Annotated in this window: 20 protein-coding genes; 15 read left to right on the forward strand and 5 right to left on the reverse strand. The window is 43.7% G+C overall.

Going from position 1 to position 18,927, the window contains the following annotated elements; translation table 11 throughout:
- Positions 1-254: 254 nt before the first annotated feature.
- Positions 255-1,076, reverse strand: a complete 822-nt coding sequence (locus tag RAM70_RS19410) for a slr1353 family protein (RefSeq protein ID WP_312675196.1) — start codon at positions 1,074-1,076, stop codon at positions 255-257.
- A 421-nt stretch (positions 1,077-1,497) separates the two neighbouring features.
- Here RAM70_RS19410 and RAM70_RS19415 point away from each other — a divergent pair, with 421 nt between their 5' ends.
- From RAM70_RS19415 to RAM70_RS19480, 14 genes are all read left to right on the forward strand, one after another.
- A complete protein-coding gene (locus RAM70_RS19415) occupies positions 1,498-3,750 on the forward strand; it encodes a ribonuclease R family protein (RefSeq protein ID WP_312675198.1) in 2,253 nt (750 codons plus the stop codon).
- A 2-nt stretch (positions 3,751-3,752) separates the two neighbouring features.
- Positions 3,753-4,535: a DUF3153 domain-containing protein gene (locus RAM70_RS19420; protein WP_190380827.1), complete on the forward strand. Its 783-nt coding sequence runs from the start codon at positions 3,753-3,755 to the stop codon at positions 4,533-4,535.
- 177 nt (positions 4,536-4,712) lie between these two features.
- Positions 4,713-5,759: a class 1 fructose-bisphosphatase gene (gene fbp, locus RAM70_RS19425; RefSeq protein WP_288000850.1), complete on the forward strand. Its 1,047-nt coding sequence runs from the start codon at positions 4,713-4,715 to the stop codon at positions 5,757-5,759.
- A 27-nt stretch (positions 5,760-5,786) separates the two neighbouring features.
- Positions 5,787-6,251: a hypothetical protein gene (locus RAM70_RS19430; protein ID WP_147068673.1), complete on the forward strand. Its 465-nt coding sequence runs from the start codon at positions 5,787-5,789 to the stop codon at positions 6,249-6,251.
- Between the two features lie 51 nt (positions 6,252-6,302).
- Complete coding sequence (locus RAM70_RS19435) at positions 6,303-6,494, forward strand: hypothetical protein (RefSeq protein WP_288026924.1); 192 nt, start codon at positions 6,303-6,305, stop codon at positions 6,492-6,494.
- The gene (locus RAM70_RS19440; RefSeq protein WP_002752537.1) at positions 6,487-6,831 is read left to right on the forward strand and encodes a type II toxin-antitoxin system PemK/MazF family toxin; all 345 of its coding nucleotides are present in this window, start codon (positions 6,487-6,489) and stop codon (positions 6,829-6,831) included. Before RAM70_RS19435 ends, RAM70_RS19440 begins: the two co-directional genes overlap by 8 nt.
- A 175-nt stretch (positions 6,832-7,006) precedes the next feature.
- A complete protein-coding gene (locus RAM70_RS19445) occupies positions 7,007-7,249 on the forward strand; it encodes a hypothetical protein (protein ID WP_312675205.1) in 243 nt (80 codons plus the stop codon).
- A 456-nt stretch (positions 7,250-7,705) separates the two neighbouring features.
- Positions 7,706-8,053 (forward strand): NADH-quinone oxidoreductase subunit K, encoded by a 348-nt coding sequence (locus RAM70_RS19450; RefSeq protein ID WP_002761414.1) that lies wholly within the window; start codon positions 7,706-7,708, stop codon positions 8,051-8,053.
- Positions 8,050-9,486: a cation:proton antiporter gene (locus tag RAM70_RS19455; protein WP_045358957.1), complete on the forward strand. Its 1,437-nt coding sequence runs from the start codon at positions 8,050-8,052 to the stop codon at positions 9,484-9,486. Before RAM70_RS19450 ends, RAM70_RS19455 begins: the two co-directional genes overlap by 4 nt.
- Complete coding sequence (locus tag RAM70_RS19460) at positions 9,483-9,866, forward strand: Na+/H+ antiporter subunit E (RefSeq protein WP_045358955.1); 384 nt, start codon at positions 9,483-9,485, stop codon at positions 9,864-9,866. The genes RAM70_RS19455 and RAM70_RS19460 overlap by 4 nt, the downstream gene beginning before the upstream one ends.
- A complete protein-coding gene (locus RAM70_RS19465; protein WP_045358953.1) occupies positions 9,863-10,126 on the forward strand; it encodes a hypothetical protein in 264 nt (87 codons plus the stop codon). Before RAM70_RS19460 ends, RAM70_RS19465 begins: the two co-directional genes overlap by 4 nt.
- On the forward strand, positions 10,123-10,392 hold the full coding sequence (locus RAM70_RS19470) for a monovalent cation/H(+) antiporter subunit G (protein ID WP_045358951.1): 270 nt from the start codon (positions 10,123-10,125) through the stop codon (positions 10,390-10,392). The genes RAM70_RS19465 and RAM70_RS19470 overlap by 4 nt, the downstream gene beginning before the upstream one ends.
- Before the next feature lie 8 nt (positions 10,393-10,400).
- The gene (locus RAM70_RS19475; RefSeq protein ID WP_045358949.1) at positions 10,401-10,943 is read left to right on the forward strand and encodes a DUF4040 domain-containing protein; all 543 of its coding nucleotides are present in this window, start codon (positions 10,401-10,403) and stop codon (positions 10,941-10,943) included.
- Positions 10,943-11,605: a Na(+)/H(+) antiporter subunit B gene (locus RAM70_RS19480; RefSeq protein ID WP_045358947.1), complete on the forward strand. Its 663-nt coding sequence runs from the start codon at positions 10,943-10,945 to the stop codon at positions 11,603-11,605. The genes RAM70_RS19475 and RAM70_RS19480 overlap by 1 nt, the downstream gene beginning before the upstream one ends.
- Positions 11,606-11,772: 167 nt before the next feature.
- Here RAM70_RS19480 and RAM70_RS19485 read toward each other — a convergent pair whose 3' ends face one another.
- Positions 11,773-13,944 (reverse strand): EF-hand domain-containing protein, encoded by a 2,172-nt coding sequence (locus RAM70_RS19485; RefSeq protein ID WP_312675207.1) that lies wholly within the window; start codon positions 13,942-13,944, stop codon positions 11,773-11,775.
- 458 nt (positions 13,945-14,402) lie between these two features.
- On the opposite strand from RAM70_RS19485, the gene lepB reads away from it, so the two are divergent.
- The gene (lepB, locus tag RAM70_RS19490) at positions 14,403-15,005 is read left to right on the forward strand and encodes a signal peptidase I (RefSeq protein ID WP_045358943.1); all 603 of its coding nucleotides are present in this window, start codon (positions 14,403-14,405) and stop codon (positions 15,003-15,005) included.
- Between the two features lie 53 nt (positions 15,006-15,058).
- Here the strand turns inward: lepB and RAM70_RS19495 are convergent, their stop codons facing one another.
- The 3 genes from RAM70_RS19495 to RAM70_RS19505 form a co-directional block, all read right to left on the reverse strand.
- Entirely contained in the window at positions 15,059-16,030 is a 972-nt protein-coding gene (locus tag RAM70_RS19495; RefSeq protein ID WP_045358941.1) for a ribose-phosphate pyrophosphokinase, read from the reverse strand.
- A 204-nt stretch (positions 16,031-16,234) separates the two neighbouring features.
- The gene (gene typA / locus RAM70_RS19500; RefSeq protein WP_002796752.1) at positions 16,235-18,028 is read right to left on the reverse strand and encodes a translational GTPase TypA; all 1,794 of its coding nucleotides are present in this window, start codon (positions 18,026-18,028) and stop codon (positions 16,235-16,237) included.
- A 151-nt stretch (positions 18,029-18,179) separates the two neighbouring features.
- Positions 18,180-18,884 (reverse strand): DUF1997 domain-containing protein, encoded by a 705-nt coding sequence (locus RAM70_RS19505; protein ID WP_045358939.1) that lies wholly within the window; start codon positions 18,882-18,884, stop codon positions 18,180-18,182.
- Positions 18,885-18,927: the final 43 nt, after the last annotated feature.

Genomic DNA, 18,927 nt, shown 5'->3' on the forward strand with positions numbered 1-18,927 from the left:
CAAAAGCTGACAGCTAACTGCTGACTAATAATTAGGTGTTGCTGAATAAATCTAAAAACCTTGTTGGGTAATAATTTTAGACTTTTTGTCAATCAAAAAGTGCCAGCCATTGGAGGGATCGGGGGGAAAATTTAGGGACTTTTTCCCTGAAAATTAGGGAATTTACCAGATGAAAATGGGTACAACCCTACACCCTACACCCCACACCCCACACCCTGCCCCCACTAGAAACTTTTTCAGCAAACCCTAATTACTCAGACACTGATACTAGATAAGTAGTTATAGAATTCTAATAACTCCTCATTAGTTAGCAGTAAACGGGACTTTTTGCCATAGGTAGAAATCAGGTATTCCCGACCTTTTTCCGTGGTCCAAGCTAATCGTTTCATCTGCACATCAATTTTAGTTTTAAGAACTGAATAATCGATTTCTTCGGGAATAACAGCAACTGGTTCCGGTTCTGGGGGTTCTTCTTCAGTTAAACTAGCTTCTTCTGGCAATTCTGTTAATAAGGAGTAATTATCGGTTTCCATTTCTAATAATAAAGGCTCTGGTTCTGGTAAAGGAATATCCTCAACTTGGGGTAATTCCGGTTCAATTTTAGCCGGGGGAATATCCTTAACTTGAGGTAATTCCGGTTCAATTTTAGCCGGGGGAATATCCTTAACTTGAGGTAATTCCGGTTCAATTTTAGCTGGGGGAATATCCTTAACTTGAGGTAATTCCGGTTCAATTTTGGCTTCAGGACGAGGTATTTCGGTGACTTTAGCCGTTTTGGTCGATTTTTTGGCACTAGGGACGGGTTTAGGTAAATCTTCCGGTAGAGAAATATTATTGGGGCTGATTTTTTCCACAGGCTGGAGATCGGGGGTGCTTTCAGCCTCTAAAAGCAGTAAAGCTCGTTCTCTGGCTCTATCTTCGGCTATTTCCACCGTATCTGCCGCAGCTAAACCTGTAACGACCGTTTTTCCCTCAATTTTCACGATCGCTTTCACAATATACTTGCCGTGATCGATTTGAACTAACTCGCTAATCAGGGCAACTTGGGGGTAACGTTGGCGTAACTTTTGCAACATGGTGACTTTTTCGAGTTCTTTTGTACTTATATGAGAATACTCTATCGTAATTATGGAAAAATGTAGCAAGTTCTTGCTAAGATTAAAGGTTAGATAAAATTTTCAGTCCTAGGATTAGCCTTCCCCACAGTAAGAAGATTCTACTAGGCTGAAGCTTCTGCCAGCAAGACTAGCGATCGCCGAAAAGTTTGTCGGTGTTCGCTATGGGCTTATACTAACGAAGGCTTCGATAATTCTCAGGGTAGGTTCGGGTGTTCGATGCTTGGTCAGTTTACCTTCACTGTCACCACCAGCGATCGCAATTACCCCGACAGAGATAATCTCTCGAGTCAATAGTTTAAATCAATCTTCCCATTATTAAGTATTTAAACTTAATTATTCACGATTCCGTCAGTGTCTTGTAAGTAAGGATTATTGTCAGATGGACTTCTCGATCGCCACACTCCTCTCTCATCTTAGTGATGATAAATTAGCTACGGGTAAACTTCTCGAAAAAAAACTAGGCTGCGAAGACGATCCCGAAAGCTGCGAAAAATTGCAAGTGATTCTCGATGCTTTGGAACGTCTGGGAATGGTTGTCAAAGAACGCGGGCGCTATCGTCGTGTGATCGAGGAAAATGTCGTAGAAGCAAAGCTGCGCTGTTCCAGTAAAGAATTTTGCTTTGCTATCCAAGATATCGAAGATGCTGATGACATCTACGTCTCGAAAAATCATTTAAGTAACGCTTGGAATGGCGATCGGGTTTTAGTCAAAATCATCCGCGAGGGGACCCGTCGTCGTTCCCCAGAAGGAGAGGTGAGATTAATTCTGGAACGGGCTAATCCTTCGCTTCTAGCGCAAGTAAAACAGGAAAATGAGCAGTTTGTGGCGGTTCCCCTGGATGATCGCCTGAAATTTACCCTTAATCTCCTCGAAAATGGTCAAAACCTCCAAGAAAACATCGATCACCTCGTTCATGTTTCCGTCCTCCGTTATCCCCTAGGGGAAATGCCTCCCATCGGTAAAGTTACTCGTGTTCTCGGTTCCACGGCCGAGGCCGCTGCCGACACGGATATCGTCTCTTGTAAACACGATCTACCCCATAATTTTCCGCCAGAAGCCCTCGAAATTGCCGATAATTTAGCGGATTTCTTCGATAGTGGCGAAAAAGAACAACTGCGAGATTTAACCCAATTTTTCACCTTTACTATCGAAGACGACACATCCCTGGATTATCCTCCGATCATTGAAAATGCCTTTTCTTTAGAGAAAATCAACCAAAATCGCTGGCGAGTCGCCATTCATATCAGCGATGTAGCCCGTTACATTGAACGGGGCGGATTATTGGATAAAGTTGCCAAAAAACGGGGAAATGCCGTCTATTTAGGCGAAAAAGTGTTGCCATTAGTCCCGGCTGCCGTTATCAGTCGTTGTTCCCTGTCACCGCAAGAACAGCGCCCCGCTATTTCTATCCTCGTCACCCTCGATGACAAGGGCGATCTATTGGAGTACGAAATCACCCGCAGCCTCATCCAAGTGGATCAACATTTTACCTATCAACAGGTGCGCGATCTGCTCAGTGAAGAAGATAGCGCAGCTGCCCCCACCGATACGGTTGAAACCCTGAAAGATTTATTTTTCAGCGTTTGCCCCACCCTAAAATCCCAACGTCTGCAGCGGGGTAGTTTTGATATTCAATTAGACAAAATCTCCCCCTACAAAGACGAAGGACGGGGGGGGACTGTTCTCGCTTCTAATAATTTACCGGCCCGCTCTTTACTGACAGAAGTGGCAATTTTAGCCGGCAAAGTTGTCGCCGAACATTTACAGGCCTTAAAATTGCCCTGTATCTACTGCGGACAATCGGAACCGGATTGGGATGAATTAGAGGATTTACTCAAATTAGCCAATAATTTGGGGGCAGAATTAAATTTAACTGCCGAGGAGGAGATTAAACCCAATGACTATCAAAATCTTACCCGCACTTTTTCCGCTTCCTCATCGGTGAAAGTCCTCAATTATCTCCTGCAAGAAACTCTCAAATTAGTTAGATATAGCAGCCATCCTCTACCCCATTTTGGTTTGGCCTATCCTGGCAATTATACCCACTGTCTCTCACCCCTGCAAAGATATGCCGATCTTTGGGTACAACGGGTGTTAAAAATCCTATTAACAGAGGGGAAAGATCGCCGCAGCAAAATCGTCAAAGTCGGGGTTAATTTGGGCAGTAATAGCTGTCATGGACAGATTCATTGGAATATTCTACCAAGCCAAATTCAGGAGGAGTTAGAAGAAGAAAGCCACCTAATTGTTTCCCATCTCAATGATCGCTCAAAAATTGCTGAAGATGCGGAAAAAGACCTAGAAGGATTGAAAAAAGCCGAGAAAATGAAAGAAAGAATGGGCCAAGTTTTTCGCGGCTTAATTACCGGTGTACAATCCTATGGTTTCTTCGTGGAAATTTCCGATTTATTAGTGGAGGGGTTGGTCCATGTTTCTTCTCTCAAGGATGATTGGTACGAATATCGCGCCCGTCATAGCTGTTTGGTAGGACGGAAAAATCGCGTTGCCTATCGTCTCGGTGATGAGGTAGAAGTGGAAGTAAAAGATGTAGACTATTATCGTCAGCAAATTGATCTAGTTACGGTTAGCGGTGGCAGTTCAGCAAGTTATGACGACTTAGAAGAAGATTAATTATGAATCAACCAACCACCGAAAAAATCGGGAAAACCCGCTTTATTCTGCCCTTTTTATGCGGTATTTTTCTCTTTTTAACTGGCTGTGTCCGTTATGATGTGGGCATTAATTTTCCCCACCAACACCACGGGGAAATTATTCAACATATCACCCTCGGACAACGCTTAACCAGTCTCAGTCAAACCGAAGCCACTAAATGGTTAAATAGTATCGAACAGAGGGCAAAATTACTTAAGGGGAAAACCGCTCAGATTTCCGAACGAGAAATAATCGTGACTATTCCCTTTAGTAATAGTCAGGAATTAGAGGAAAAATTCAATCAATTTTTTGATCCTAGTTCTTCCTTTAAAATCAAAAATTCTGCTAATACCGATGATAGCAAGTTACTGCAACTAGATTCAAAACTGGCAGTTACAGAACAAGATTGGTTCTTTTTGAGCCAGAAAAACTTAAAATTAACTGTTGATTTGCGAGCCTTGGGTGTACTTTCCGAACAGGGAAATATTATCGTTAGCCCCGGTTCTTTAGTCGATATCGACTTCGCTTTAAAGACTCCCTTTCCTGGTCAAAATATTGAAGATGACTCAGGATTAAATCCCCCGTTAGAACAAGTTGATAATCAGTTAATTTGGCATTTAAAACCAGGAGAAATTAACACCATTGCGGCGGCTTTTTGGGTTCCTAACTATTTAGGTATCGGCACAATAGTTATTGTTTTAATAACAGGTTTTGCCTATTACTTGAAATATAAACGCTTGCCCGGTGTATCCCCATCGACTTAAATTGAGAGGACAACTATTGACCGGGATTTAATGATCAATGAGGGGAAAATTAGCCAACTCTAAAACTGATCTAAAAATTGGCCCGCAATAGGGAAAATCTTGGCTAGGATCAAATCATAGTCACAATTGAGACTAGACGGATTTCCCTTTTTTACTTTATTACTGGCAATTACAGTTATGGTTAGCAATATTCCCTTTTCTATCCCCGAACATAGCCTCGATCGAGATTGTACCACCCTCTCCCGTCACGTCCTGCAACAACTACAAAGCTTTTCCCCCGACGCACAGGATTTAAGCGCAATTATGAGTCGGATTGCCCTAGCGGGGAAATTAATTGCCCGTCGTCTCAGTAAAGCGGGATTAATGGCGGATGTGCTAGGTTTTACTGGAGAAACCAACGTCCAAGGGGAATCAGTCAAGAAAATGGACGTTTTTGCCAATGAAGTATTTATCTCGGTTTTTAAGCAAAGTGGTTTAGTTTGCCGTCTTGCTTCCGAGGAAATGGATAAACCCTATTATATCCCAGAAAACTGTCCCATCGGTCGCTATACCCTACTCTACGACCCGATCGATGGTTCTTCCAATGTGGATATTAATCTAAATGTGGGTTCGATTTTTGCCATCCGTCAACAGGAAGGCAATGATTTAGACGGAGAGGCGCGGGATTTACTGCAAAATGGTCGTAAACAAATCGCCGCCGGTTATATTCTCTACGGACCCTCGACTATTTTAGTTTACTCGATCGGTCGCGGTGTTCATGCCTTTGTCCTTGACCCCAGTTTAGGGGAATTTATCCTCGCCCAAGAGAATATTATTATCCCCGACCATGGCCCGATTTATAGTACCAATGAGGGCAATTTTTGGCAGTGGGATGAGGCGATTCGCGACTATACTCGTTATGTCCACCGTCATGATGGTTACACAGCCCGTTACAGTGGGGCATTAGTGGGAGATATCCATCGAATTTTAATGCAGGGTGGTGTTTTTCTCTATCCGGGTACTGTTAAAAATCCCCAGGGAAAATTGCGCTTAATTTATGAAACTGCACCCCTTGCTTTTTTAATTGAACAGGCAGGAGGTAAAGCTAGTGATGGGGTGACAAATCTTTTAGATATCGTTCCCGATAAATTACACACCCGCACACCTTTAGTGATCGGTAGTGTCGAAGATGTCAAATTGGTGGAGTCTTTTATCGCTGATCGCCGTCATCGCGATCGAGTTTAACTTATAGTTTTATTTAGAGATATTGACATGGATTTACAAGCTCTGAAGTGGACTAAAAATGTAAGGCGACACGATGGTACATGGGCATATCGGGAATATAAGGTTTCTAATTCCTTCAAACTGGCATGGAAAGACGATGAAGTCAATGCCAATAAACCCGAAAAAGATAGTTTGATACTACTCAGGCAGCAAGGGTATGTTACCCATTTAGTAAAAGTTCTCGACTGCAAAGCCGAACGTGAAATTGGCAAGGATAATTACGACATCTATCGAATTGTTGAGGTGCTTTGGGCTATTGATTTTGATAATCCACCTGTATCAGCCAAAGCAGATGCGATGTTTGATTATCGAGAAGTTCTCAACTATCAGGGTGGGAAGGTGATGGAATTGGAGAAGTTACCAACTTTCAGACAGCGTTGGGATGACGATGGCGGTTTGGGGGGATTCCAAACTTACATTCGGAATTTATTGGGGCTGTCAAGCAATAACTAAGAGCCTTGTTAAGCTTGTGTTATAGTATTGAGCAGATATAGGGTAACTGCTATGACTGCTATAGTTCAGGAACTTTTAGATACCTTTGACCGCTTGACAGACTCAGAGCGCTCAGATTTGCTATTAGAGATTCTGAAGCGGACAATTCACCTGGATTTTCCGCCCTTATCTGATGAAGATCTAGTCCTCAATGCCGAGGGAATTTTTCTAGAATTAGATGATCAGGAAGCTTCCTGTGGATAGCCCTGATCGTGGTCAGGTTTGGCTGGTTGATCTGGGTTATGTGGCCAAAGTCAGACCCTGTTTGGTTATCAGTATTCCTGCGCGCAATCAAGAGCGTGCCTTAGCGACTCTGGTTCCACATACGACAAGCTCTCGTGGTTCAAGATTTGAAGTGAAAGTCCAAGCTCGCTTCCTTAGAGAAGGAGTCTTTGATGTACAAAACATCGTTACAATTCCCCATGCAAAGCTTTTGCGTAAATTAGGAAATCTGACATCTGAGCAAATGATGGAGGTTGAGAATGCGTTACTTTTTTGGCTAGGGTTTGAAGAGAGGAATGATCAAGAAAGCGAAGATTAGTCTGTGCGCTAGTTGCAGCGGAAACATAACCAATAGTTAGGGTTTGCGGCAAAAAGTTTTTCGTGGAGTGTGGGGTGTTTAGGTTTATTCAGCAAGCCCTAAATACAATCGAATCCCTTTCGGATAATTATTCTAGTATGAGAACATGAGTTGTTCTTAAGGAGCTATCTAAGTCATGACGATCACTATAGAAGATTTGCTGTTATCTTTGCCGTTAGTTAGCAGTGAAGAAATGTTAGCTGGAATGAGTTTTATTAAAAGAGTGATTGTAATTCTGGACTCTAACATTTTAAGCTTATTAGTAACCCCGCTCGGTGAAGACTGGCCAGAAGATCAAAAGTTATTTACAGAAGTTTATCAATGTACCGAATGGGTTTTATCGTCTGCTGGCAAGAGGAGCTTGTCTGACTTCATCTGATCTATGTGATTATGAGGTTAGACGAGAAGTAAAAGCGTGCAAGAATTAGATAAGTTAAGGAATGTAATTAAGTTTCAGAAAGTCAGTTTTATTTTACTACAAAAAGCCGCTTATCTTTGGGCTGAAAAGTTAAAGAAAATATTGATATAGATTGTATCCTATCGGCTCAATGGTCGCTACTCAAAGAAAAATATCCCAGTCGTCGGGTTATTATTGCCAGCAAAAATATCAAAGATTTCCAAAACATTACTGATTGCTCCCTCTGGGAAGATATACATTATTAAAGCGAAACCGCTTGCTTTTATTTTTTTCAATAATAATTATAGATCCAAAACAATCTATTGGCCGCCCGAAAATTCCCCCCATAATCTTGAGAATTTTTTGATAAATAGGACTCGATCGAGGATAATTAGAAGAAATATTTTGACTCATAACCAAATCTAATCAAGAAGCCCAGTGACGATTCCCCTCCTAGAGTTGTTTGTATTCGCCACCGTTTTGTGCGGATTTTTAGGAACATTCCTGAAAAAAAACTTAATCATGAAGATTATCGCCATGGATGTCATGAGTACCGGCGTTATCGCCTACTATGTGGTGATTTCTTCCCGTGACGGTTTGTTTACTCCCATCCTCAGTACAGTTAAACAGCAAAATTACGCCGATCCTGTACCCCAAGCAGTGATTTTAACAGCGATCGTCATCGGTTTTTCGATTCAGGCGTTAATGCTGGTGGGAGTAATGAAATTAGCTAAAGATAACCCCACCCTCGACAGCAGCGAGATAGAAAAAAATAACACACCATGAATACTTTAACGATCGCTTGGATAAGTTTACCCTTTTTGATCGGCTTTATCATTTATTTATTGCCGCGATTAGACAAATATCTGGCTCTCGCCGCCACTATTATCTCTCTCGCCTATTCTCTCCTTCTATTTAGCCAATCCTCTCCCATAATCCTCAACCTACTGGATAATTATGGCGTGAGACTGGTAGCCGATCAGTTAAGTGCCTATTTTATCCTCACTAATGCCCTGGTGACGATGGCAGTTATTTTTTATAACTGGGAAAGTAGCAAAACCGCCTTTTTTTACGCTCAAGCTATCATTCTCCACGGGAGTATTAACTCTGTCTTCGTCTGTGAGGATTTTATTAGCGTTTACGTTGCCCTAGAGGTAATTAGTATTGCCGCTTTTCTGATGATTGCCTATCCTCGCAGCGATCGCTCTCTCTGGGTTGCCCTGCGTTATCTGTTTATCAGCAATGTGGCGATGTTATTTTACCTAATCGGCGCAGTTTTAGTCTATAAAGCCAATAATTCCTTTGCTTTTGCCGGTTTAAAGGACGCACCTCCCGAAGCCTTGGCTTTAATCTTCATGGGATTATTAGTCAAAGGGGGAATCTTTGTCTCGGGATTATGGCTACCGATGACACACTCGGAATCGGAAACCTCCGTCTCGGCGCTGATGTCGGGGGTGGTGGTAAAAGCTGGCATTTTTCCCCTCCTGCGCTGTGCTTTAATCCTAGGGGATTTAGATGTCCTAATTCGGCTTTTCGGGGTGCTAACGGCGATTTTTGGCGTGTCATACGCAGTGTTTGAAAAGGATAGCAAGCGGATGTTAGCCTTCCATACTATTTCCCAGTTAGGTTTTATTTTAGCTGCCCCGGTAGTCAGTGGTTTTTATACCCTTACCCACGGTTTAGTTAAATCTTGCCTATTTCTGTTAGCGGGAGTTTTACCCAGTCGCAATTTTAAAGAATTACAGCAACAATCGATCCCTAATTCTCTCTGGATTGCCCTAGTGGTTGCTAGTTTTTCTATCTCTGGATTCCCCTTATTATCCGGTTTTGGGGCGAAAGCGTTAACGATGAAAAATTTAGTCCCCTGGCAAGAGATTATGATCAATCTTGTGGCGGTGGGGACGGCGATTTCCTTTGCTAAATTTATCTTTTTACCCCACGCAGGTGGCGAAAGTAAACAGAAGTTAACTATCGGTTTCTGGACAGCAATAATTCTGCTCCTTGCCGCCCTATTTTTATCCAATGCCGTCTATGTTGAAGCTTATAATCTACCCAATATTATCAAAGCTTTAGCCGTCATCGGTGCGGGGTGGTGGTTATATCTGGGAGTTTTCAAAAAGTTATCCCTAAAATTATCACGGGTCTGGGAACAGTTTGATAATCTCGTCGGTATGATGAGTATAATGTTAGTTCTATTGTTTTGGATGGTCTTAGCATGATCGGACATATAATTCTGCGTTTAACTATGTGGTTTTTGCTCACCGCTAATTTTACCCCCGCTAATATTATGATCGGGGTGGCTATTGCTTTTCTTTTGCCCCGTAATTTCGCCTCTAGCGAAACTTTAGGCGATTGGTTAAAGGTAATAATTAAAGTCTTTATGGCTATTCCCCAAGCTTATAAAGAAGCGTTTGAAATTATCTTTCGTCCCCACAAGGAAGAAGAAATTATTTTGGAGAGAATTTCGGGTAAACGTTCACCCAGACTGGCTTTTTGGGATATATTTCTCATTACCTTTACCCCGAAAACTATCGTCACCGAATACAAGGAAAATGAGGGGTATGAAGTTCATGTAATTAAACGGAGTTCCCAGGGATGAATATTGTTCTCAATATTATTCTCATTGCCATGATTGTCGCCCTATTAATTCCCCTTTATGAAGTGGCAAAAAATGATGATATTTGGCAAAAAATGGCCGCCTTTGCCAGTGCTTCCAGTAAATCATCAATTATTATTCTAGTGGTGTCAGTTCTGCGGGATGATTGGATGATTGGAGTGGTAGCAGTGATTATTCTCAGTGTCGGTAATGCCGGCTTTATGTTATTAGCACAAATTCTTAAACGACTGAACGAATCATGATTGACATTTTGAGTTATATCTGTATCGCTATCGGAGTTTTTTTCTGGTTTTGGGGAACGGCGCATCTTTTAGACAAGCGCTCGGTATTATATAAATTACATGGTCTATCTGTCGCTGATACCTTGGGTTCTATGGCGATTATTTTCGGGCTACTTTTGAAAGTTCCCCAAAATTGGCCTTTATTATTATTGGCAATAATTTCCCTAGCAATTTGGAACACCATGTTAGGCTACGTTTTAGCTTATACTTCTAGCGATCGAGAGTAAAATTAAAGATGAATGAAAGTTATCTCTATGTTATTGTTGCCCTCTTGCCTTTAACTGCGGCGATGGTGATGTTACAATCCAATCCCTACCAAGCTTTAGTAATTCGCGGGGTTTTAGGGGCAATAGCAGCCTTAGTTTATGCTTTATTAGGGGCAGCAGATGTGTCTTTAACCGAAGCTTTGATGGGAACCATGTTAGCTGTAACTCTCTACGCGGTGGCGATTCGTTCCTCTTTAGTGATGCGTTTAGGAGTAATTGCCGAGGAAACCGATACAGTTTTAGAACAGTTAAAAACTCAACTACAAACGGTTTTAAGTAAGCGTTTTATGCGTTTAGAATTAGTTGCCTACAGTGATAAACAAGCTTTGCAACAGGCACTTAGGGATAAAGATGTTCATGCCGTCTGTATCCGTCAAGACAATCCAGAAACTATCCCCTACGAAACCACAATTAGATTACCCTATCTCTACGATATTTTTAAAAATGAATTAACGGCAGCAAACACGATTTTAACCTGTATTGAAACCCGAAAATTAGAGGAGAAACACTAATGAAATGGATTTATACTCTAGCCGCTATTGCCTTCGCTGTCAAAATGGTAATTATTCCGAATACTGCTTCCCCTGTATTATCCTTAGAAATTGTTGAATCCCTGGTGCGCGACGGCGGTGTTCCTAATGCGGTTTCGGTGGTTATTTTTCGTAATCGTCTCTACGATACTATCTATGAAGTGGTTGTTTTTACCATTGCCATTATGGGGGCGAATTTTCTTTTAGCCACCGAAAACCCCGCCAGCAAAATCCATCAATTTACCGACCAACCTTCAATTATTTTAGCCCGTTTAGGGGCAACAATTACCGCTTTAGTGGGCATTGAATTAGCTATCCGCGGACATTTAAGTCCGGGGGGAGGTTTTGCCGCCGGAGTCGCCGGAGGTACAGCAATTGGTTTAATAGCAATTACCTCGTCTCCCGAATGGATGCAAGCAATTTATCGCCGTTGGCAAGCGGCAACATGGGAGAAAATTTCCGTCTTAGTTTTTATTGTTTTAGCCGCCATTACTCTCTCAGGATTTGAGTTACCCCACGGGGAATTAGGAGCGCTATTTAGTGGCGGCATTTTGCCGATACTAAACATTTTAGTCGCCGTTAAAGTAGCTTTAGGTTCCTGGGCAGTAATCCTCGTTTTTATCCGCTATCGCGGTTTATTGTGAAGCGTAGATAGACAAATAGAAATAAAGTTGCTTAAAAAGGCTTGACAAAATTCCTCAACTTGCCTTATACTTTCTAGTATAATGGGAATCCGTGCCTGCCTGCGAACAGCTATTTTTTTAAGGAATAAGGAGTCAGGGAAAATAAAGACTCCTTAACTGAAGACAGTTTATTTATGGAATTGGTGCAGTAGGTCGCGAAACTCCGGAAAACTAATCTGATTATCGCGACTTGTATCGGCCTGCTGTAACATAGCTTCGATTTCCTTGTCTGTCACCCCCGGTTCGATCGCCTGAAGACAAGCTTTTAACTCCTCAAGGCTAATTTGTCCCGAACCATCACTATCGAATAGCTGGAATCTTTGCAATAAAATTTTTTCCTGTTGATCACGATCGCTGTCACTACTAAAAGATAGACGATCGAAGACCTGAAAAGCACGGGCGATATTTCGCCATAATTGACGGGCCAGAGGACGATGGAGAATCGTTTCCTCCTCCTGACCGGTAACTCCGTACTGGCGACGCAAAGACTCGACAGTTTCCGTTTCCGCGGCCGGCAATTCCGTCAATAAATGCTCGATCGCTTCCCTGGAACTCTTACCGGTTAACACTTCCAGCAATTCCGATCCCACCCGGCGATCGGGGTCTTTTTTCCATGTCACCAAGAGACTTTCTAACAAAGCATCGCGATAACTCTGCAAACGCAACCAATCCTCGCGACTATACTGCTTTTCCGGATCGAGAAGTTCGGCCGATTCCACACCCAACTCCGTTAAAATTGCCTGATGTTCTGCCTCGGTAATCGTCAACTCTAGGCCCATTTGTTGCAGGATTTCGAGGCTGTGGCCGAAGTCAGTATATCCCTCCTCCAAAGCCTCTTTTAACACGGCTTTATAGGCTTTTAAACGCTTCTGGTGGGTGAAATCCGGCAGTATCTTGGCCAATACATACACCTCATCCGCCTGCAAAGCTTCCAGCGATCGCCCATCGAGATATTTAGCCGTATCGAGACCCAGTTTACCCAACTGTTTACGCAATCTTCCCGCTAGTCCTTCCCGTTGGTAACGACCCGGATCCCTTGTCCAGGTGCGATATAACCATAAACTACTCAAAACCGCCAGTAAAATACTAGCGAAATAATGCCAAAATTTTGGCAAAAGATTAATAAAAGGACGACCACCGAAAATAAAGAAGAAATTGAAAATCAGAAAAGTTCCGACAGTAAAGACTCGATGACGGATAATTTCCGTAGTTAAAGGCGACTTTTTACGGATTCTATAGACTTTATAGGCATTTTCCACTTTTTTACCGAGAAAGTAACCCAAAAAAGTGCAGATTGCCAAAGTTAAGGGAACAGCTACCAACTTCGGAATCGCAATTGCCTGACCAGCAAGATAAAAACCCGGTTTAAAGAGGGATTCTAGTTGATTTTCGTCGTGCGCCCAAGCTCCAGAGAAATAATAGTCCCAATTGCCAGCATAAAGGTAATAATAGATAAAATAGCCAAAAACTAAGCCAAAATAACCGTAATAAAGCCATTGACGATCGCTGTTAGTAATCCCATCCCAATAGGACCTTTCCGCATCGATATCGATACAGGGACTCTGACAGGCAACACAGGCACTTTGTTCGCTACCATCTTCCCGGACAATGCGACACATGGATTGAGTAATGCCACCGCGACTGTCTTCGTGAGCGGTACTATTTAGTAAACCCCTCGGTTCACCGTAAATCTTTTGAACTGGACTCATGGGACAGAAATAGTTACACCAAGATTTGCCCCCATACCAATAACCCACAAAGATCGCCGCTAGAATAGTCAAGATTAAAAAGCTACCCAGTACTAAGCGATCGGAATTATAAAAGAGAATACGTCCGCATAAACCCAAAAATAACAGACTTAATTGTAGATAGAGATAATTACGGGCTAAAAAAGAGTTTTTCGGCACTTTATAGATTTCATAGCGGACTTTCCCCGATTTATCGGTCTGTTTTTTCTGACGCTGTTTACCCAAAGCGCGTGGTATTTGAGAAAGAAAGGATAAAGGACAGATCCGCCGCCAGAGTTCGTGACCGAATACTAATAAGATAAAAATGCCACTGGGAACCACTATTCCCCAAAAAATCGGCGCACCTAACTGATAGGAGGATTGGGATAGGCAAACTCCCTGGACTTTAATGCACACATCGGGATCAACTCTCAGGGGACTAGAAAGATTGTTAGGATCGGTTAATTGTGCCGAAATCGGGTCAAAAAACAGAGAAAATATCAGAATTAACCAAGCGATGGTAACAACCCATCGCAGATAGTGCATCGAGCGTTCGGGAATTTGTGCAAACATAGATCTAGTCGCTTTGTAGATTAATATCCAAGTTTTCAATCGATCATTCGGGAATTTTTGTAAACATCCCAGTGGGCGAAAATGCAGTAGACCAATAACACCGGGCAACAAAGTCAGGCCCCCCGCGTCTATGATGGTACTAGCAGGAGTTTCGATCTCGTCAGCAATGGGACTAATCTTACCTTTTTCTACCCCCCGAGGAAATTCCCCTTCAGGCGGCAGGATGCGGCCTTGACAAATTAACAGTGATCCGGTAGATGTAGGAAAATTGTCTTAAAATATTGTTTACGGTGCTACTAAGTAAGTAGTTATAATTAAATATAATATAAGATAGATTTTGCCTTTGATCCGCCCTTAATAAGGGGGGTGTCTGACAATTTTTAACACCTACCTACTTATCACTAAACTAGAAAATTAAAGAGCGCATTAGCTTAATCCTTCTCAAAAGTTAAAATTCTATGGCTGAAAGCTTGAACCATAAATCCGAAAAACCCTCTCCTCCTCCCGTCCCCCAAGAAAACCCTTGGCTAGAAGCAGTTAAAACCATTGTCACGGCTGGAATTTTGGCTTTTGGCATCCGCACTTTTGTGGCCGAGGCCCGTTATATTCCCTCTTCTTCCATGGAACCCACTCTCCAGATTAACGATCGCCTAATTATCGAGAAAGTTAGCTATCATTTTCATAAGCCAGAACGGGGTGATATCGTGGTTTTTAGTCCGACAGCCGCTCTGAAAGCTCAAAATTTTCACGATGCTTTTATTAAACGGGTGATTGGACTGCCGGGGGATAAGGTGGAAGTCAAAAACGGTCTAGTTTACGTCAACGGTAAAGTTTTAGCGGAAAAATATATCGCCGAAGAACCTAATTATGCTTTCGGACCGGTGACAGTTCCCCCCGATCAATATCTGGTTTTGGGCGATAATCGCAATAATAGTTATGATTCCCACGCTTGGGGCTTCGTTCCCCGGGAAAACTTAATCGGTCGCGCCGTGGTGCGTTTTTGGCCCTTTGAGCGTCTGGGAGGACTTGACAACCCCGACGCTGCCACAAATCAGAATTAATGTCAAGAAAATAAATATGAAAATTCCCCCTAAAACTAGGGGGATTCGGCCATCTATTTGAACATATTACTCACGGAATTGTCCTCATGGATGCGCCATATTGCCTCACCCAGAATCGGGGCAACCGGCAAGACTTTCAGTGGCGGGAAAAAATGTTCTTGCGGCACGGGAATCGTGTTAGTAACGATCACTTCCTCGACTATGCCACTGGATAAACGCTCGATCGCAGGACCGGAAAAAACCGGATGGGTGGCACAAGCATAAACCTGTCGCGCCCCCTTGGCTTTCAGTAACCGCGCCCCTTCGGCGATCGTACCGGCCGTATCGATCATATCATCGACTAAAACCGCCGTTTTATCCTTAACATCGCCGATCAAGTTCATCACTTCCGCCACATTATGGGTTTGCCTGCGTTTATCAATAATTGCTAGGGGCGCATCATTGAGTTTTTTGGCAAAAGCCCGCGCCCTAGCCACCCCACCCACATCGGGAGAGACGACGACGATATCGGGTAATTGTTTACTGAGAAGATAGTCCACCACCACTGGGGAACCGTAAACGTGATCGAAGGGAATATCGAAATAACCTTGAATTTGGGCCGAATGCAAATCCATGGCCAGCACGCGACTTGCCCCCGCTTCCGTGATCAGATTAGCCACCAGTTTAGCGGCGATCGATTCCCGGCCGGCGGTTTTGCGATCGGCGCGAGCATAACCATAATAGGGAATTACGGCGGTAATTTGTCGGGCAGAAGCACGACGACAGGCATCGATCATGATCAACAATTCCATCAAATGATCGTTGACGGGATTGCAACAGGGTTGAATTAAATAGACATCACAGCCCCGGATCGATTCCTGAATCTGGATGTACAATTCACCATCGGCGAAACGTTTACGAATCATCGGACCCACATCCATACCCAGATAACGGGCCACCTCTTGGGCAAGAGATACATTAGCGGATCCCGAAAAGAGACGAAGACGATTGCTGTCCGACGCGGCGGGAAACATCGGATGTCGCATCAAAGTAGCAGAATAGCTCACAGCAGATTCTTTACCCTCAAACTCAAGGCACTTTTTTCTATCATCTCAGTTTTGTTGAAAATCTGAGTGGATTTCTTTGTTAGATCTCAATCTTAACCAATTACCGATCATCTTCGAGCCATTGCTGCCCCTTTTAGCGGCAATGGCCATGGCCAAATTGCCGCCGGATTTTGTCAAAACCGATTAACGTTTGGCTAACTTTTTCACCGGTAATTTACGCAGACGGATCGATTTCGGGGTAATTTCCACCAACTCATCTGGTCCGATGTATTCGAGGGCGCGTTCGAGACTCATATCCACGGGGGATTGTAACTGAACCAATTCATCCCCGGTGGCGGAACGATGGTTGGTTAACTGTTTAGTTTTGCAGATATTGATCTCCACGTCTTGGGGCCGGTTGCTTTCGCCGATAATCATGTTTTTATACACTTTTGTCCCCGGAGTAATAAAGAATACCCCCCGGTCCTCGGCGTTTTTGAGGGCGTAGAAAGTGGCGACTCCTTCCTCAAAGGCAGTAATCACGCCATTATAACGGGTGGCTAATTCCCCAGAGAAAGGACGATATTCGAGGAAACTATGGTTCATAATCCCCTCACCGCGACTCAGACGGATAAATTCGCCCCGGAAACCGATTAAACCCCGGGCCGGAATCACGAATTCCAATTGAGTGCGGCCATTGCTGCCCGTCTGCATATCCTGCATTTCCCCTTTCCGTTGGCCGAGACGTTCGATACTGGAACCCACCGCTTCTTCGGGTACATCTAAAACGAGGTATTCGTAGGGTTCGCAGGGTTGACCGTTAATTTCCCGATAGATAACTTGCGGCTGCGATACTTGGAATTCGTAGCCTTCCCGACGCATGGTTTCGATGAGAATGCCTAAATGCAGTTCCCCCCGTCCCGAAACCAGGAATTTCTCGGCAGAATCACTTTCTTCCACCCGCAGGGCGACGTTAGTTTCTAATTCTCGCATTAGACGATCGCGAATTTGCCGCGAGGTGACAAAAGTGCCTTCCTGACCGGCAAAGGGAGAATCGTTCACCGAGAAGGTCATTTGTAGGGTCGGTTCATCGACTTTAATTAGGGGTAAAGCTTGCGGGTCATCGGCTAAAGTTACCGTTTCCCCGATGTTAGCGTCGGCAAAACCAGCCACAGCAACGATATTACCGGCGCTGGCCTCGTTTAGTTCCACCCGTTTGAGGCCTTCAAAACCAAGAAGTTTTGTTATTTTACCCTTGACAACCGCGCCCGTATCCTTTACTAAAGCCGCCTGTTGACCAGCTTTAATTACGCCGTTATGGATGCGGCCGATAACGATGCGTCCTAAGTATTCCGAGTAATCGAGGGTGGTTACTTGCAGCTGTAGGGGTTTGTTAACGTCCCCGGCCGGTGGTGGAACGTGGTGTAAAATCGCCTCAAACAGGGGCTGCATATCTTTGTCTTCGTCTTCGAGGCTTTCTTTGGCGAATCCTTGCATCCCGGAAGCGAACAGAGTAGTAAAATCACATTGGTCGTCATCGGCGCCCAGTTCCACAAACAGATCGAAAACTTTGTCCACGGCTAGGTTAGGATCTACGTTAGGGCGATCGATTTTATTGACCACGACAATCGGTCTTAATCCCTTTTCTAGGGCTTTTTTCAGCACAAAACGGGTTTGGGGCATCGGCCCCTCGTTAGCATCGACAATCAGGATACAACCGTCCACCATGCCTAAAACCCGTTCCACTTCGCCACCAAAGTCGGCGTGACCGGGAGTATCGACGATGTTAATCAGGGTGTCTTGGTAACGAACGGCGGTATTTTTGGCCAGAATGGTGATACCGCGTTCTCTTTCGAGGTCATTGGAATCCATGACGCAGGTGGGTACATCTTCCCCTTCTCGAAAGATTCCCGACTGTTTGAGGAGTGCATCGACGAGGGTGGTTTTCCCGTGGTCAACGTGAGCAATGATAGCAACGTTACGGATAGGCAGAGACATAAAATATTGAAGTAGTCTTAGGTTTATTTTTACGAGTAAACATTTCTTAACATTCTAGCTTAGACTGACCAGCACCGTTAGCAAATCTTTATTTTTCCTTGGTTTCCCATCAGCAAGCTCTACTGATTACTGTTGACAGACTCCCCAAACCCTATGCAAGCAACCCACCCTCGCAGGAGTCGAGACGGTAGAAAAGACGACTGGAGGCAGGGGGTAGGGGTAAATTAAAGCTAGAGTGAAAATCCTCTTGAACTTTGTAGGTTAAGCGGGGGGAAACTTGGCGAACAATTTGCGTCAACAGTTTATCACCGGTTTTTTGGAGAATTGAACGGGGAATCTTATAAATAAACTTGGGAAACTTAACCATAACATCCATCTGTAGTTCCCAGGTGATTTGGGTGATAACCGCCGGAATATCCCGTCCCTGTTGCCGAAAAATTGCCTCAATTTCCCGACTAGGAGAAGATAGCGGCATTTCCTCTAGTTTCATAATTGCCTGATAATCCACTAGATAGCCCAAAAACGGTTGATCGGGAATGGGGACACTGCGAGTATGATAGACTCCATTGACGGGCAGCTCCAGAACCACAGCGATTTTCGGCTCCACTTCATAGCCAAAAGCACCATATTTACCGATGGTGATAATATAACCATTGTCACCGAAGGGCAGAGTTTTCATCGGTTCGGCACAACGACAAAACCAACCTTCGTGAGCGCGGAGATAATCGGCAACCGTGTCCTGATTGCTATACATATCCATGGCTCCGGCAAAATGGGTTTGAAAACCGAGAAATTGATTGTCTTCTTTGACTTCTACAGATTCGAGAGCTAGGGAGTTAATGGGGGGACGCTGCATGACTTATAAACCTGGAAAATGATACTGTTAGAAAAAGTTGGCG

Source organism: Microcystis wesenbergii NRERC-220, assembly GCF_032027425.1.
Lineage (GTDB): Bacteria > Cyanobacteriota > Cyanobacteriia > Cyanobacteriales > Microcystaceae > Microcystis > Microcystis wesenbergii_A.

Excerpts from the sequence above, each read along its gene's own strand:
- RAM70_RS19410 (WP_312675196.1), bottom strand. The coding sequence starts at position 1,076 with ATGTTGCAAAAGTTACGCCAACGTTACCCCCAAGTTGCCCTGATTAGC.
- RAM70_RS19415 (WP_312675198.1), top strand. The coding sequence starts at position 1,498 with ATGGACTTCTCGATCGCCACACTCCTCTCTCATCTTAGTGATGATAAA.
- RAM70_RS19420 (WP_190380827.1), top strand. The coding sequence starts at position 3,753 with ATGAATCAACCAACCACCGAAAAAATCGGGAAAACCCGCTTTATTCTG.
- fbp (WP_288000850.1), top strand. The coding sequence starts at position 4,713 with ATGGTTAGCAATATTCCCTTTTCTATCCCCGAACATAGCCTCGATCGA.
- RAM70_RS19430 (WP_147068673.1), top strand. The coding sequence starts at position 5,787 with ATGGATTTACAAGCTCTGAAGTGGACTAAAAATGTAAGGCGACACGAT.
- RAM70_RS19435 (WP_288026924.1), top strand. The coding sequence starts at position 6,303 with ATGACTGCTATAGTTCAGGAACTTTTAGATACCTTTGACCGCTTGACA.
- RAM70_RS19445 (WP_312675205.1), top strand. The coding sequence starts at position 7,007 with ATGACGATCACTATAGAAGATTTGCTGTTATCTTTGCCGTTAGTTAGC.
- RAM70_RS19455 (WP_045358957.1), top strand. The coding sequence starts at position 8,050 with ATGAATACTTTAACGATCGCTTGGATAAGTTTACCCTTTTTGATCGGC.
- RAM70_RS19460 (WP_045358955.1), top strand. The coding sequence starts at position 9,483 with ATGATCGGACATATAATTCTGCGTTTAACTATGTGGTTTTTGCTCACC.
- RAM70_RS19465 (WP_045358953.1), top strand. The coding sequence starts at position 9,863 with ATGAATATTGTTCTCAATATTATTCTCATTGCCATGATTGTCGCCCTA.
- RAM70_RS19470 (WP_045358951.1), top strand. The coding sequence starts at position 10,123 with ATGATTGACATTTTGAGTTATATCTGTATCGCTATCGGAGTTTTTTTC.
- RAM70_RS19475 (WP_045358949.1), top strand. The coding sequence starts at position 10,401 with ATGAATGAAAGTTATCTCTATGTTATTGTTGCCCTCTTGCCTTTAACT.
- RAM70_RS19480 (WP_045358947.1), top strand. The coding sequence starts at position 10,943 with ATGAAATGGATTTATACTCTAGCCGCTATTGCCTTCGCTGTCAAAATG.
- RAM70_RS19485 (WP_312675207.1), bottom strand. The coding sequence starts at position 13,944 with ATGTTTGCACAAATTCCCGAACGCTCGATGCACTATCTGCGATGGGTT.
- lepB (WP_045358943.1), top strand. The coding sequence starts at position 14,403 with ATGGCTGAAAGCTTGAACCATAAATCCGAAAAACCCTCTCCTCCTCCC.
- RAM70_RS19495 (WP_045358941.1), bottom strand. The coding sequence starts at position 16,030 with ATGCGACATCCGATGTTTCCCGCCGCGTCGGACAGCAATCGTCTTCGT.
- typA (WP_002796752.1), bottom strand. The coding sequence starts at position 18,028 with ATGTCTCTGCCTATCCGTAACGTTGCTATCATTGCTCACGTTGACCAC.
- RAM70_RS19505 (WP_045358939.1), bottom strand. The coding sequence starts at position 18,884 with ATGCAGCGTCCCCCCATTAACTCCCTAGCTCTCGAATCTGTAGAAGTC.